General features: G+C 64.0%; 13 protein-coding genes. 9 read left to right on the forward strand and 4 right to left on the reverse strand.

What is annotated here, in order from left to right; genetic code table 11:
• Window positions 1-475 precede the first annotated feature (475 nt).
• Window positions 476-2,653, forward strand: coding sequence for a malate synthase G (locus tag AC1RL5_RS10365; protein ID WP_011063875.1), 2,178 nt, complete (start codon window positions 476-478; stop codon window positions 2,651-2,653).
• A 79-nt stretch (window positions 2,654-2,732) separates the two neighbouring features.
• On the opposite strand, the gene AC1RL5_RS10370 is transcribed toward AC1RL5_RS10365, so the two are convergent.
• On the reverse strand, window positions 2,733-3,179 hold the full coding sequence (locus tag AC1RL5_RS10370; protein ID WP_015637278.1) for a response regulator: 447 nt from the start codon (window positions 3,177-3,179) through the stop codon (window positions 2,733-2,735).
• Between the two features lie 258 nt (window positions 3,180-3,437).
• Between AC1RL5_RS10370 and AC1RL5_RS10375 the strand changes: the two genes are divergently transcribed.
• From AC1RL5_RS10375 to AC1RL5_RS10405, 7 genes are all read left to right on the forward strand, one after another.
• Entirely contained in the window at window positions 3,438-5,372 is a 1,935-nt protein-coding gene (locus tag AC1RL5_RS10375; protein WP_015637279.1) for a putative nucleotidyltransferase substrate binding domain-containing protein, read from the forward strand.
• Window positions 5,369-6,076 (forward strand): 3'-5' exonuclease, encoded by a 708-nt coding sequence (locus AC1RL5_RS10380; RefSeq protein ID WP_065365120.1) that lies wholly within the window; start codon window positions 5,369-5,371, stop codon window positions 6,074-6,076. Before AC1RL5_RS10375 ends, AC1RL5_RS10380 begins: the two co-directional genes overlap by 4 nt.
• 269 nt (window positions 6,077-6,345) lie before the next feature.
• Window positions 6,346-6,864 (forward strand): RNA polymerase sigma factor, encoded by a 519-nt coding sequence (locus AC1RL5_RS10385; protein ID WP_011063879.1) that lies wholly within the window; start codon window positions 6,346-6,348, stop codon window positions 6,862-6,864.
• Window positions 6,861-7,838, forward strand: coding sequence for a FecR domain-containing protein (locus tag AC1RL5_RS10390; protein ID WP_053154256.1), 978 nt, complete (start codon window positions 6,861-6,863; stop codon window positions 7,836-7,838). Before AC1RL5_RS10385 ends, AC1RL5_RS10390 begins: the two co-directional genes overlap by 4 nt.
• Before the next feature lie 181 nt (window positions 7,839-8,019).
• Complete coding sequence (locus AC1RL5_RS10395; protein WP_077934888.1) at window positions 8,020-10,479, forward strand: TonB-dependent siderophore receptor; 2,460 nt, start codon at window positions 8,020-8,022, stop codon at window positions 10,477-10,479.
• 61 nt (window positions 10,480-10,540) lie between these two features.
• Complete coding sequence (locus tag AC1RL5_RS10400; RefSeq protein ID WP_492589371.1) at window positions 10,541-11,662, forward strand: PepSY-associated TM helix domain-containing protein; 1,122 nt, start codon at window positions 10,541-10,543, stop codon at window positions 11,660-11,662.
• Window positions 11,659-11,847, forward strand: coding sequence for a hypothetical protein (locus AC1RL5_RS10405; RefSeq protein ID WP_492589370.1), 189 nt, complete (start codon window positions 11,659-11,661; stop codon window positions 11,845-11,847). The genes AC1RL5_RS10400 and AC1RL5_RS10405 overlap by 4 nt, the downstream gene beginning before the upstream one ends.
• Here the strand turns inward: AC1RL5_RS10405 and AC1RL5_RS10410 are convergent.
• Window positions 11,794-12,246 carry a hypothetical protein gene (locus AC1RL5_RS10410; RefSeq protein ID WP_492589369.1) on the reverse strand — a complete coding sequence of 151 codons (453 nt, stop codon included), beginning with the start codon at window positions 12,244-12,246 and terminating at the stop codon, window positions 11,794-11,796. The genes AC1RL5_RS10405 and AC1RL5_RS10410 overlap by 54 nt on opposite strands.
• Before the next feature lie 100 nt (window positions 12,247-12,346).
• Here AC1RL5_RS10410 and AC1RL5_RS10415 point away from each other — a divergent pair, with 100 nt between their 5' ends.
• Window positions 12,347-12,976 carry a glutathione S-transferase gene (locus AC1RL5_RS10415; protein ID WP_011063885.1) on the forward strand — a complete coding sequence of 210 codons (630 nt, stop codon included), beginning with the start codon at window positions 12,347-12,349 and terminating at the stop codon, window positions 12,974-12,976.
• Here AC1RL5_RS10415 and AC1RL5_RS10420 read toward each other — a convergent pair.
• Together AC1RL5_RS10420 and creD are read right to left on the reverse strand one after the other, a co-directional pair.
• Window positions 12,973-13,143 (reverse strand): hypothetical protein, encoded by a 171-nt coding sequence (locus tag AC1RL5_RS10420; protein WP_158267418.1) that lies wholly within the window; start codon window positions 13,141-13,143, stop codon window positions 12,973-12,975. The two genes, AC1RL5_RS10415 and AC1RL5_RS10420, sit on opposite strands and share 4 nt — an antisense overlap.
• Complete coding sequence (creD, locus tag AC1RL5_RS10425) at window positions 13,136-14,512, reverse strand: cell envelope integrity protein CreD (protein ID WP_041120144.1); 1,377 nt, start codon at window positions 14,510-14,512, stop codon at window positions 13,136-13,138. Before creD ends, AC1RL5_RS10420 begins: the two co-directional genes overlap by 8 nt.
• Window positions 14,513-14,531: the final 19 nt, after the last annotated feature.

Consider the following 14,531-nt stretch of genomic DNA (forward strand, 5'->3'; position numbering starts at 1 on the left):
ATGGCAGCAGCTTGTGCAGGACAGCGAATGCGCCCGCAAGGCCGACGCCAACCCCGAAGGCCCATTCGCCGGCAAGCCGGCTCCTACGAGGGTGCGCAAGGCAAAACACAAATCGTGTACAACTTTTTGTATTTATATGGAACAATCCACCGGCTTTTTGAGAACATCGCATTCCCCTGCGTGACCGCACTGCACTTTAAAGTCGCGGAACGACGCTTTTAGTCTAATTTTCACAACCGCAGTTCATCATGTAGTATGCCGCAGCGCGCACTACATAACGTTGGAACGATGTCCGCCAAGGCCTGATCGCAACCCCCGCAACAGCCCGTCAGCAAGGCTCCGCCGTTGATTGGAAGGACCCAGCCGCCAGCGATGGCATGTACTGGAGAACAGGGTTGTGCTTTAAATGGCCGCCGGCTTCATTGTTAATTTGAAGAGCTGAAAAGCGAAATAGCTGAGCAGAGTGAGGCAAGCAATGACTGAGCACGTTCAAGTCGGTGGCCTGCAGGTCGCCAGAGTCCTGTTCGACTTCGTGAACAACGAAGCCATTCCCGGTACCGGCCTCACCGCCGACTCGTTCTGGGCCGGTGCAGACAAGGTCATTCACGACCTGGCGCCGAAGAACAAAGCCCTACTCGCCAAACGCGATGATTTCCAGGCACGTATCGATGCCTGGCACCAGTCCCGTGCCGGCCAGGCGCATGACGCTGTGGCTTATAAAGCCTTCTTGCAAGACATCGGTTACCTGCTGCCAGAAGCGGCGGATTTCCAGGCCACGACGCAAAACGTCGATGAAGAGATCGCCCACATGGCCGGCCCGCAGCTGGTGGTGCCGGTGATGAATGCGCGCTTCGCCCTCAACGCTTCCAACGCTCGCTGGGGCTCGCTGTACGACGCCCTGTACGGCACCGATGCCATCAGCGAAGCCGATGGTGCGGAAAAAGGCAAAGGCTACAACAAGGTCCGCGGCGACAAGGTCATCGCCTTCGCCCGCGCCTTCCTCGATGAATCCGCGCCGCTGACTGCCGGCTCCCACGTGGACTCGGTGAGCTACAAGATCGTCGGCGGCAAGCTGGTGGTCGGCCTCAAGGGCGGCAGCAACAGCGGCCTGCGCAACGACGCGCAACTGATCGGCTACCAGGGCGACGCTGCGGCCCCTACCGCGATCCTGCTCAAGCACAACGGCCTGCACTTCGAGATCCAGATCGACGCCACAAGCCCGGTCGGCCAGACCGACGCCGCCGGGGTCAAGGACCTGCTGATGGAAGCGGCCCTGACCACCATCATGGACTGCGAAGACTCGGTCGCCGCAGTGGATGCCGACGACAAGGTGGTGATCTACCGCAACTGGCTCGGCCTGATGAAAGGTGACCTGGCGGAAGAAGTTTCCAAGGGTGGCAAGTCCTTCACCCGCACCATGAACGCCGACCGCGAATACACCGGGGTCAATGGCGAGCCGGTGAAACTGCACGGTCGCTCGCTGCTGTTCGTGCGCAACGTAGGCCACCTGATGACCATCGATGCGATCCTCGACAAGGATGGCAACGAAGTGCCGGAAGGCATCCTCGACGGCCTGGTCACCAGCCTGGCGTCGATCCACAACCTCAACGGCAACACGTCGCGCAAGAACAGCCGCACCGGCTCGATGTACATCGTCAAGCCGAAGATGCACGGCCCTGAAGAAGCGGCGTTCACCAACGAGCTGTTCGGCCGCATCGAAGAGGTGCTGAACCTGCCGCGCAACACCCTGAAAGTCGGGATCATGGACGAGGAGCGCCGCACCACGGTCAACCTCAAGGCCTGCATCAAGGCGGCCAGCGAGCGCGTGGTGTTCATCAACACCGGCTTCCTCGACCGCACCGGCGACGAAATCCACACCTCCATGGAGGCCGGCGCCATGGTGCGCAAGGCCGACATGAAGGCCGAAAAATGGATCGGCGCCTACGAGAACTGGAACGTCGATATCGGCCTGAGCACCGGCCTGCAAGGTCGCGCGCAAATCGGCAAGGGCATGTGGGCGATGCCGGACCTGATGGCAGCGATGCTCGAACAGAAAATCGCTCACCCACTGGCCGGCGCCAACACTGCCTGGGTTCCATCCCCGACCGCCGCTGCGCTGCACGCGCTGCACTATCACAAGGTCGACGTATTCGCCCGCCAGGCCGAACTGGCCAAGCGTGCCCGCGCCTCGGTGGACGACATCCTGACCATCCCGCTGGCGGTCAACCCGAGCTGGACGCCGGAGCAGATCAAGAACGAACTGGACAACAACGCCCAGGGCATTCTCGGTTACGTGGTGCGCTGGATCGACCAGGGCGTGGGCTGTTCGAAAGTGCCGGACATCAATGACGTCGGCCTGATGGAAGACCGCGCCACCCTGCGTATCTCCAGCCAGCACATCGCCAACTGGCTGCGCCACGGCGTGGTCACCCAGGAGCAGGTGCTGGAAAGCCTCAAGCGCATGGCTCCGGTGGTTGACCGGCAGAACGCCAGCGACCCGCTGTACCGCCCCCTGGCACCGGACTTCGACAGCAACATCGCCTTCCAGGCCGCCCTGGAACTGGTGATCGAAGGCACCAAGCAGCCAAACGGCTACACCGAGCCGGTCCTGCACCGCCGGCGTCGCGAGTTCAAGGCCAAGAACGGTCTGTAAGCCCGCGTAACCAGCAGTAATTAAAAAAGCCCCGGTCGCAAGGCCGGGGCTTTTTTTCGCCTGTGTGGCAAGGGATCGGCTAGAGCACCACGCCCAGCTCGTGCTTGACCAGGGCCAGCAGCTTGGTGGTGTCGATCGGCTTGAGCAGGAAGTCCACCACGCTCAGGTGCATGGCGGCGATGGCATCGCGGACATCGGCGTCGCCGGAAATGATGATGATCGGCAGCGCCGCCCGCTCCGATTCACGCACCTGGCGGATCAGGTCCAGGCCATTGCAGGGCGCCATGCGCAGATCGGTGATCAACAGGCCGATGGATTTATTCGATTCAAGCAACTCAAGTGCGGCCTTGCCACTGGCCGCCGTGATGCAACGGATGCCATCCAGGCCAAGAATCTCCGCAAGCAGCTCCCGTGCATCCTTGTCGTCATCGGCGATCAGCACCCGCTGGGGCGGCAGATCCGGTTCCAGCATGACCGCACTCAGGGCCTCGCGCTCGGCGTCACTCAAAATATCGTGGTCGGGCATACATTTCTCTACATGAACAGATCAATCCCCTAGCACAGTGGTCAGACATCGCTAAGCAGGCCTCCAATGTGCACTTCGTCGGAAAAATTGCCAAGAGTCTTGATCAGAGCTTTTTCGCATTGATTGCCGACGCTTCAAAGCCAAATGTCCGGCCCCTAGGGCGCTACCTAGACTTACGTCCAATGGGCACCCCAGACGTTGCAGCCGACCATGCCGTGATCCGACCACAACAAATCCAAAAAGACTGCGGTAATCGTTATGAGTAAAGCGGACGCCTTCACCCAGGCCGGGAAGACCGCGGTGTTGCAGAACATCCAGGGGACCGTGCAGTTCCTGCAACGGTTCCCGCCGTTCAACCAGATGGAGCAGCTGCATCTGGCCTACCTGGTAGAACAATGCCAACTGCGCTTCTACGGCCCCGGCGACAGCATCATCAAGCCGGCCGACGGCCCGGTTGAGCACTTCTATATCGTCAAGCAGGGCCGCGTGGTGGGCGAACGCACACACGCCGCCAAGGGCAGCACCGAGACCACCTTCGAAATCACTTCCGGCGAGTGTTTCCCCCTGGCCGCGCTGCTGGGCGAGCGCGCGACCCGCACCGAGCATCGCGCCGCCGAAGATACGTTCTGCCTGCAACTGAACAAGGGCGCTTTCATCAAGCTGTTCGCCCTGTCCGCGGAGTTTCGCGACTTCGCCCTGCGTGGAGTCAGCAGCCTGCTGGACCAGGTCAACCAGCAAGTCAAACAGAAAGCCGTGGAAACCCTCGGCACCCAGTATTCCCTGAACACCCGCCTGGGCGAGCTGGCCATGCGTCATCCGGTGGCCTGTTCACCGCAGACGCCGCTGCGCGAAGCCGTGGCGCTGATGCATGAGCAGCAGGTCGGCAGCATCGTCGTGGTGGACGAACGCAAGGCCCCGCTGGGGATCTTCACCCTGCGCGACCTGCGCCAGGTGGTGGCCGACGGCACCCAGGACCTCAACCAGCCCATCGAACAGCACATGACCCAGGCGCCGTTCTTCCTCAGCCCGGACCACAGCGCCTTCGACGCCGCCATCGCCATGACCGAGCGGCATATCGCCCACGTCTGCCTGGTGAAAGAACAGCGCCTGTGCGGGGTGGTTTCCGAGCGCGATCTGTTTTCCCTGCAGCGGGTCGACCTGGTGCACCTGGCGCGGACCATCCGCAACGCGCCCCGGGTCGAACACCTGGTGGCGCTGCGGGGCGAGATCGGCCAGTTGGTGGAGCGCATGCTGGCCCACGGCGCCTCCTCGACCCAGATCACCCATATCATCACCCTGCTCAACGATCACACCGTGTGCCGGGTCATCGAGCTGACCCTGGCCGACAAGGGCGACCCCGGCGTGCCTTTCAGCTGGCTGTGCTTTGGCAGTGAAGGCCGACGCGAACAGACCCTGCACACCGACCAGGACAACGGCATCCTGTTCGAGGCCCGGGACGCGGCCCACGCGGCAGAAATCCGCGGCAAGCTGCTACCCATCGCCCAGCAGATCAACCAGAGCCTGGCCATGTGCGGTTTCACCCTGTGCAAGGGCAACATCATGGCCGGCAACCCCGAGCTGTGCCTGTCCCGTGCTGAATGGGCCCGGCGCTTCGCGGCCTTCATCCGCGAGGCCACCCCGGAAAACCTGCTGGGTTCGAGCATCTATTTCGACCTGCGGGTGGTCTGGGGCGATGAACAGAGCGCCGAACAACTGCGTCGGGGCATCCTCGACCAGGTGGCGGACAACCGTCTGTTCCAACGCATGATGGCGGAAAACGCCCTGCGCCAGCGCCCGCCCGTGGGGCGTTTTCGCGAGTTCGTGCTGGCCAGGAAAAATGGCGAAAAGGCCACCCTGGACCTCAAGGTCCAGGGCCTCACCCCCTTCGTCGACGGTGCCCGGTTGCTGGCCCTGGCCAACGGCATCGGCGCGATCAATACCCTGGAGCGCCTGCGCCAGCTGGTGTCCAAACAAGTGATCGAGCCCCTGGACGGCGCCGCCTATGAAGAGGCCTATCACTTCATCCAGCAGACCCGCATGCAGCAGCACCAGCGCCAGACCCGGGAGAACCAGCCCTATTCCAACCGGGTCGACCCGGACAGCCTGAACCACCTGGACCGGCGCATCCTGCGTGAATCCCTGCGCCAGGCCCAGCGCCTGCAAAGCAGCCTGGCCTTGCGGTACCAGCTATGAGCCTGTTTGCCTGGTTCCGCCCCGCAGTCAGCCTGCTGAGTGCCGAGCAGCAACAGCGTCGCGATCGGCTACCGGCCTTCACCGAGCTGAATGAAAGCAGCCTGCGAGAGCAGCGCTGGGTAGTGGTGGACGTGGAAACCACCGGCCTCAACCTCAACCGCGACCAGGTGCTGTCCATTGGCGCGGTGGTGATCGAAGACGGTGCCATCGACTTCAGCCAGCAGTTCGAGCGCACCCTGCAACGCGAGGGCCACAAGCTCAGCCCCAGCGTGCTGATCCACGGCCTGGGGCCCAGCGCCATCGCCGCCGGCTGTGATCCGGTGGAGGCCCTGCTGGATTTCATGGAGTTCGTCGGCGACAGCCCGCTGCTGGCCTTTCATGCCCCGTTCGACCAGCACATGCTCGGCCGGGCGCTGAAGGACAGCCTGGGCTACCGCCTGCAACACAGCTTCCTCGATGTAGCGGACATGGCGCCGCTGCTGTGCCCCCAGGCCCAGATCCGCGAAGCCGGGCTGGACGACTGGGTGCGCTGGTTCAACCTGCAAGTGGTGGAGCGGCATAACGCGGCGGCCGATGCCCTGGCCACCGCGGAGCTGGCGCTGATCCTGTTCAACCGCGCCCGCCAGCAGCAGATCCACAGCCCGCTGAACCTGCAACAGCGCCTGGGCCAGTGGAAACGCCGGCAGCAGGCACCTTCGTTCTGAGCATCCGTACTGTGGCGAAGGAGCTTGCTCCCGCTCGGCCGCGCAGCGGCCGTAGAACCTGAGTCCTGGATCTAACTGATACAACGCCTTGGGCGCGCTGCGCACGCCAACGGGAGCCAGTTTCCTCGACACAACTGGTTCCTTGTCTTGGGCACCCGCCCTCTTTCAGCCACAAGGCAGCCGACCAGCGTGAATTGCGCCACTGTTTCGCCTCTGCCACAATCGCGAATAATTCTCGTTAGTTTAAACTTCTCGATTGGTGAGTTCCGTTGTCGTCAGTCCAAAGCCCTCACAATGAGCTGGTTGGTGCGTTGTATCGCGACCATCGTGGTTGGCTGTTGGCCTGGCTACGGCGCAACGTTGCCTGCAGCCAGCGGGCCGAGGACCTGAGCCAGGACACCTTCGTGCGCCTGCTGGGCCGCGACGAACTCAAGGCGCCCCGGGAGCCGCGGGCGTTTCTGGTGGCCATCGCCAAGGGCCTGCTGTTCGACTATTTCCGGCGCGCCGCGCTGGAACAGGCTTACCTCAGCGAACTGATGCTGATCCCCGAAGGCGAACAACCGTCGCCCGAAGAACAGCAGATGATCCTCGAAGACCTCAAGGCCATCGACCGCCTGCTGGGCAAGCTCTCCAGCAAGGCGCGCATGGCCTTCCTCTATAACCGCCTCGACGGCCTGAGCCACGCCGAGATCGCCGAACGCCTGGGGGTCTCGGTGCCAAGGGTGCGCCAATACCTGGCCCAGGGCATCCGCCAGTGCTACATCGCCCTGTACGGGGAGCCGCTATGACCCCCATGAGTTCCAAGCCGGTGTCGGCCCAGGTGCTGGATGCCGCCATCGCCTGGCAGCTGTCGCTGGATGGCGGCGCCAGTGCCGTGGAGCGCGAAGAGTTTGCCAAGTGGCACGCTGCCCATGAAGAACACGCCCGCGCCTGGCGCCAGCTGGGCATGCTCGACCAGCGCTTTGGCGTGGCCACCGGCCCGGCCCGCAACGCCTTGCTGCAATCGCGCGAAGGCTTGCGCCGGCGGGTACGCAAGCTGGGTCGCGGGGTCGCCAGCGTCGTGCTGTTCGGCGCCCTGGCGCTGTTTGCCGGGGAACGCTACCTGCCGATGGACTACTGGCTGGCAGACCAGCGCACCGCCACCGGCGAGCAGCGCACCCTGCGCCTGGCCGACGGCACGGTGATCAACCTCAATACCCACAGTGCGCTGGATGTGCGCTTCGACGAGAAGCAGCGGCGGATCGTGCTTCAGGAAGGCGAGATCCTGATCGAGACCGGGCACAACGACAGCCGGCCGTTCATCGTCGAAACCCGCGACGGCCGCATGCGCGCCCTGGGCACGCGGTTCCTGGTCAAGCGCGAGGACCAGGGCACCCGCCTCGGGGTGCTGCAATCGGCGGTGGCGGCGCGGCCGCAAGCCGGTCAGGACGAGCACGTGTTCAAGGAAGGCCAGCAAGTGCTGATGCGCCGCGATGGCCTCGGCCCGCTGCAGGCCCTGAACCTGGGGGCCGACGCCTGGACCCGGGGCATGCTGGTGGTGGACAACGCCCGGCTCGGTGACCTGATCGATGAGCTGGGCCGTTACCGCCGTGGTCACCTGGGCGTCGCACCGGAACTGGCCGACCTGCGGATCACCGGCAGTTTCCCATTGCAGGACACGGACCTCGCGCTCAATGCCCTGCTGCCGACCCTGCCGGTGAAGATCGAACGGCACACTCCCTGGTGGGTGACGGTGGTGGCCAAGGCCGACGCCAAGCACTGAGGTCGGTGTCGCAGCCTTCGCCGGCAAGCTGGCTCCTGCACCGATCCCGTAGGAGCTGGCTTGCCGGCGAATTAGCCTCAATCAGTCTAAATCTAAATTATTTTCAATCCGCCCCTATCACTTTTCCAATCTCGTCCGGCACCTAGGCAATTGCGAAACATTTCCATTCAGGAGCCGCCGTATGTCCCGCCCGCTAGACACCCTGTTGCGCCCCAGTCTCTTGGCCGTTGCCATCGCCCTCTGCGCCCCCCTGGCCAGCCCGGCGCTGATGGCTGCCGAACAGTCCACCAGCGTGCGCGCCTACAACCTGCCGGCCGCACCGCTGGCCAGCACCCTGAACCAGATCGCCAGCCAGGCCGGCCTGGCCCTGAGCCTGAATCCGTCCCTGGCGGCGGGCAAGACTTCGGCTCCGGTCAAGGGCCAGTTCGATGCGCCGGGCGCCCTGCGTGAGGCCCTGCGTGGCACCGGCCTGCAACTGGAGCACAGCAGCGCCGGCACCTACAGCCTGGTGGCGACACCGGAAGGCGTGGTGGCCTTGCCGCAAACCAATATCAGCGGCCAGAGCAGCTATGAAACGGCGTGGGGTCCAGTCGAGGGTTACATGGCCAAGCGCACTGCCGTCGGCACCAAGACCGATACCGAACTGCGTGAAGTGCCTCGCTCCATCTCCGTCGCTACCCGTGAGCAGATGAGCGACCGTGCGGTACAGAACCTCGACGATGCCGTGCGCTACATGCCCGGCGTCACCGCCAGCAGCTACGGCAGCGACAGCCGCGCCGAGTGGCTGAAGGTGCGGGGCTTCGAACCCACCCAGTTCCTCGATGGCCTGCCCCTGCCAAAGGGCACCTACACCATGCCCAAGCTGGAAACCTGGGACCTGGAGCGTGTAGCCCTGCTCCGCGGCCCGGCGTCTTCGGTCTACGGCCAGACACCACCCGGGGGCTTGCTGGACATGGTCAGCCGCCGCCCGGAAGACAGCAGCAGCCACGAAGTGCAACTGCAGATCGGCAGTTACCAGCGCAAGCAGATCAGCTTCGACAGCACCGGCCCCATCGATGACGAAGGGCGTTTCCTGTATCGCGTCAGCGGCGTGGTCCGCGACAGCAACACCGCCATCGAGCACAACCAGGACAAGCGTTACAACCTGGCCCCCAGCCTGACCTGGAACATTGACGAAGACACCAAGCTGACCTTCCTCAGCCAGTTCAATCGTGACGATACCGGCATCACCAGCCAGTTCCTGCCGTTGCAGGGCACCAAACTGGCGAGCCCGGCGGGCGAGATCAAGTACCACAAGAACCTTGGCGATCCGAGCTGGGAATACTACGACAAGACCTACTACGCACTGGGTTACGCCTTCGAGCACCGCCTGGATGACGTCTGGCAGTTCCGCCAGAACCTGCGCTACACCAAGAGCGATCTGTCGTTCCAGGGCATTACCGCCGGTGGCAGCTACTGGCCCAACAAGCCCGACCAGGCGGTGAGTGCCGACGGCACCGTGCGCCGTGGCGCCAACATCGTCAACGAGGACATCAGCCAGTTCGCCGTGGACAACAACTTCCAGGCCGACTTCGACACCGGCGAGCTCAAGCACACCCTGTTGCTGGGCCTGGACTACCAGCGCGTCAACACCAACTACAAGTGGCTGTACGGTGAAGCGCCAACCAGCAACATCATCAACCCGGTCTACGGTCAGGATTTCAGCAAAGTCGCCTACTTTGCCTACAACGACTACAACCAGAAGCGCCAGGGCACCGGCCTCTACGTCCAGGACCAGATGGCCCTGGACAACTGGCGCCTGACCCTGGGCGGGCGCCAGGACTGGCTGCACACCGAATCCCGGTTCTACAACATCGCCAACAAGCCCCACGATGAGCGCAACGACCAGGCCTTCACCGGCAACGCGGCCCTCAGCTACGTCTTCGATTCCGGCTTCACCCCTTACATCTCCTACGCCGAATCCTTCCAGGCCGAACCCGGCGGCAACGCCAAGGGCCAGGCCTTCGAGCCCAGCACCGGCAAGCAATACGAACTGGGCCTCAAGTACCAGCCTCCTGGCAGCGACATGCTGTTCACTGCCGCGGTGTACGACCTGACCCGGCAGAACATCGTCCTTACCGACAGCCTGGGTGTCAGCCGGCCCCTGGGGGAAGCCAAGGTCCGTGGTTTCGAGCTGGAAGCGGTGGGCAACGTCAATGAGAACCTCAAGCTGACGGCGGCCTATACCTATGCCAACAGCAAGATGACCAAGGTCGGCGACCCTCAGGACAAGAACCGCCCACTGCCATTGACCCCGGAAAACCAGGCCTCGATCTGGGCCGACTACACCTGGCACAACGGCTTGCTGGACGGCTTCGGCGTAGGCTTCGGCGCCCGCTATATCGGCGAGACCAACAACGTGCCGGCAGGCAACCTGGCCTATGTCGCGCGCAAATCCGACGGCGATACCGCGTCCTACACCGTGTATGACGCCGCGGTGCACTACGATCTCGGCCGCCTGGACAGCTCGCTCAAGGGCGCCAGCGTGGCCCTCAACGCCAACAACGTGTTCGACAAGGAATACATGTCGACCTGCGACGGCACCTACTGCTACTACGGCGACCGCCGCAACGTCATGGCCAGCGTGAATTACAAATTCTAAGAAGGGAAAACCCTCGCCGAAGGGCCGCCTGAACCGCGGCCCTTTTGCCATTGGAGCCTCGATGAAAAGCAAGACAATCCGCCGCTGGTCCTTTATCCACACCTGGACCAGCCTGATCTGCACGGTGTTCCTGCTGATGCTGGCGCTCACTGGCCTGCCGCTGATCTTCCACCACGAGATCGACCACCTGCTGGGGGATTCCCCCGAACTGCGGGAGATGCCTGCCGACACCCCGCACCTGGACCTGCAACAGCTGGTCAAGGCCGCCGAGGCTCATCGCCCGGGTGAGGTCATGCAGTACTTCGGCTGGGACGAGGACGAACCCAATGGCGTGATGACCATCATGGCCAGGACCGCCGGCACCGAGCCCAACGCCTCCCACACCTTCATGCTCGACGCCCGCACCGGCGAGGCCGTGGCCATGCCCTCGGCCAATGGCGGGTTGATGATGGTCATGCTGCGCCTGCATGTGGACATGTTCGCCGGGCTGCCGGGCAAGCTGCTGCTGGCCTTCATGGGCATCCTCTTCGTGCTGGCGATCATCTCCGGCACGGTGCTCTACCTGCCGTTCATGCGCCGCCTGAAGTTCGCCACGGTGCGCCAGGACAAGTCCAGCCGCCTGCGCTGGCTCGACCTGCACAACCTGATCGGCGTGGTAACCCTGACCTGGGCCCTGGTGGTGGGCGTTACCGGCGTGATCAGCGCTTGTGCCGACCTGATCATCGCCGCCTGGCGCAACGACAGCCTCAGCGCCATGGTCGCGCCCTACCGCGACGCGCCGCCACTGACCTCACTGGCGCCGGCCAGCCGCCTGCTGGATATCGCCAGGGAAGCCGCCCCGGGCATGCAGCCGGACTTCATCGCCTTCCCCGGCACACGCTTTTCCAGCGAGCATCACTACGCGGTGTTCCTCAAGGGCAGCAGCCACCTGACTTCACACCTGCTGACCCCGGTGCTGATCGACGCCAGTAGCCTGCAGGTCACCGCCGTGGCCGGGCGGCCCTGGTACATGGACGCCATGGGCATGTCCCAGCCGCTGCATTTCGGCGACTACGGCGGCATGCCGATGAAGGTGCTGTGGGCGGCGATGGACGTGCTGACCATCATTGTCCTGGGCAGCGGCCTGTACCTGTGGCTAGTCCGCCGGCGAGCCGGCAAGTCGATGCCGCAGGTGCGCCCATGAAACCCCGGCAATCGAACTTCTGGAAGGTCTTCGCCGCGCCCCTGGGCATTGGCCTGCTCTGCGCCGCCGGGTTGTTCGCGGCGCTACTGGGAGACGGGGCCTGGGACAGCCTGAGCTGGCTGGGCCTGGGCCTACCGACGCTGATCGCCCTGCGCGGCCTGTTGCGGCGCAAGCCGGCGGACTGAACCTGGCGCCGGGAAACCACGCCACAGGTACATCGAGAGCCCGAGGCCGATCAGCATCACCGGGATGAACAGGCGATTTTCCAGCAGCGCCTCGATGGCCACCAGCACGCTGAACAACGCCAGCCCCAGCAGCGGCACATAGCTGGCCGCCAGGCTCCAGCGCCAGGGCTGGGTCACCGGGTCGGGCCCGCGCCAGGCCAGCAGTGCGCAGCCCAGGCCCGGCAGGGCCAGTGCCGGCAGGGCCCAGTACCAGGCCATGTAGGCGAACGCCATGATCAGCTCCGGCTCCCCTTCACCCTTGCGGCGGAACTCGTATTGCAAGGCCAGATACACCGCCAGCGCGCCCAACAGGGTCAGGGCCAGGCTGTACAACCCGTGTAGAAGATAGGACCTGCGCACTCATCACTCCTCGTCTGTATCGCCAATCGCCCCTGTGGCCAATGCCACAGGCTGCGCTAAGATCCCCGGGCTGCGAGACTTCCACCCGCGAGGAATATTCATGTCCACCCCAAGCATGACGCTGTTCCACAACCCGGCATCACCTTACGTACGCAAAGTCATGGTGCTGCTGCATGAAACCGGGCAGTTGAACCGGGTCGCCCTGCAAGCCAGCCAGTTGAGCCCGGTAGCTCCGGACGCCGCGCTGAACCAGGACAACCCCCTGGGCAAGATCCCCGCCCTGCGCCTGGACAACGGCCAGGTGCTGTACGACAGCCGGGTAATCCTCGACTACCTGGACCAGCAGCACGTCGGCAACCCGCTGATCCCCCGGGACGGCTCGGCCCGCTGGCGGCGCCTGACGCTCGCGGCCCTGGCCGACGGGATCATGGACGCCTCGGTACTGGTGCGCTACGAGCTGGCCCTGCGTGCCCCGGAAAAACACTGGGAACAGTGGCTCGACGGCCAGCGCGACAAGATCCGCCGAGCCCTGGCGGTGCTGGAAGCCGAAGCGATTGCCGAACTGGCCAGCCACTTCGATATTGCCGCCATCAGCGTTGCCTGCGCCCTGGGCTACCTGGATTTCCGCCACCCCGACCTGGAATGGCGCCAGGACCATCCCCAGCTGGCCGCCTGGTACTTCGAGATCAGCCAGCGCCCGTCGATGCTGGCGACCCGGCCGCCGGTCTAATCGGTCAGGCGATCGGGCCTCTTCGCCGGCAAGCCGGCTCCTGCAGCACGGGGCATGGCTTGCTGGCGTACCAGCCACCAGGCATCGAGCGGAAACAACTGACCGATGCGCTGCGCCAGATGCTCCCGCTGGCGCTGATCCTCACGCAAACCCAATGACCTACTCATGGACGGCCTCCAGATCGAACTGCAAAGGCTGCGCTGCCTTGCGCTGGCCAATGCCATACCAGTCCAGCTTGCGGGTCAGCACCATGAACACGCCCAACAGCCCGAACAGCAGCAGCGAGCCCATCAGCAGCGCGTAATCCTCGGCGCTGAGCAGGCCATAGAGCAGGCCGTACAAGGCCGCCAGCGCGATCGCGAACAGCGCGCCGTTACGCCAGCTGTGCAGCACATGGCTGACATAGAAGCCGATCAGCCCCACACAGGCTGCCGCTGATACGCCATAGGCCAGCGCAAAGCCCAGGTGCTCCGATAGCGACAGCAGCAACAGGTAGAAGAACGCCAGGGCCACGCCCACCAACCCGTACTGGATCGGGTGCACCGACAGGCTCTTGAGTACCTCGAAGAGAAAGAAGCCGGCGAAGGTCAGGCCGATGAACAGCAAGGCGTATTTGATGGCCCGGTCGCTCTTCAGGTACTGGTCCACCGGGTCGATGAAACTCACGCCGAAGCTGCGGCCGTTGAAGTCCTGGCATTGCGTGCCGAATGCGCAACGCTCCATGGCCTGTTCCAGGTTGGTGGAGAAGAACGAGGTCTGCCAGATGGCTGAAAAGCCCTGCTCGGTCACTTCACGCTGCACCGGCAGGTAGTTGCCGATAAAGCTCGGGTGCGGCCAGTTGGCCGTCAGCAGGACCTTGCTGGTCTTGCCCACCGGCAGCACCTGCAACTGGCCGGTGCCCTGCAGGCGCAGGTCGAAGGCGAAATCCAGGCGGGTGTTCTTTTTCAGGTCCAGGGGCGGCAGCAGCACATGCACGCCTTCATCCAGCCAACTGACAAAGGTGCCCGGGGCGAAGTCCAGGGTCTGGCCGTTGAGTTGCAGTTGCAGGGCGTTCTCGATGCCGCGGATATCGCTGATGCCCACCGCCAGGAAGGGCTGGTCGAACTGGTAGTCGGCAAAATCTTCCTTGATCCCGTATTGCTCGGGCACGGCGAAATGGCCGCTGATGTGGTTGTCGGCGTGGAACAGCCGAGCCTCGTAGATGCCCCGGGCACGCAGCTCGGTCTGGGCCTTGCCGTCCAGCTCGAAGTGTTCCGGCAGGAAGAACATGCGCCCTTGCTCCTCGCCGATTTCCTGATAGCGCTTCTTGGTCTTTTCGTCGGTCTTCCAGGTGCGCACGGTCTTGCGGTAATCCACCACCATCACCGGGCCGCGGATCTGCTGCTGGGTGCTGGAACTGCGGGCAATATCGTCGAGCACGCCGTCGCGCAGGCTCTGGCGCTCGCTGATCAGGCCGCTGATCATCAGCAGCGGTATCAGCAACAGCAGGATCAACAGGCCAATGGCCCCGAGTTTGAAGGTCAGGTTGCGGTTCATGAGGCTCTCCCGGTTCGAA

This window comes from Pseudomonas sp. GW822-FHT06D10 (genome assembly GCF_058799535.1).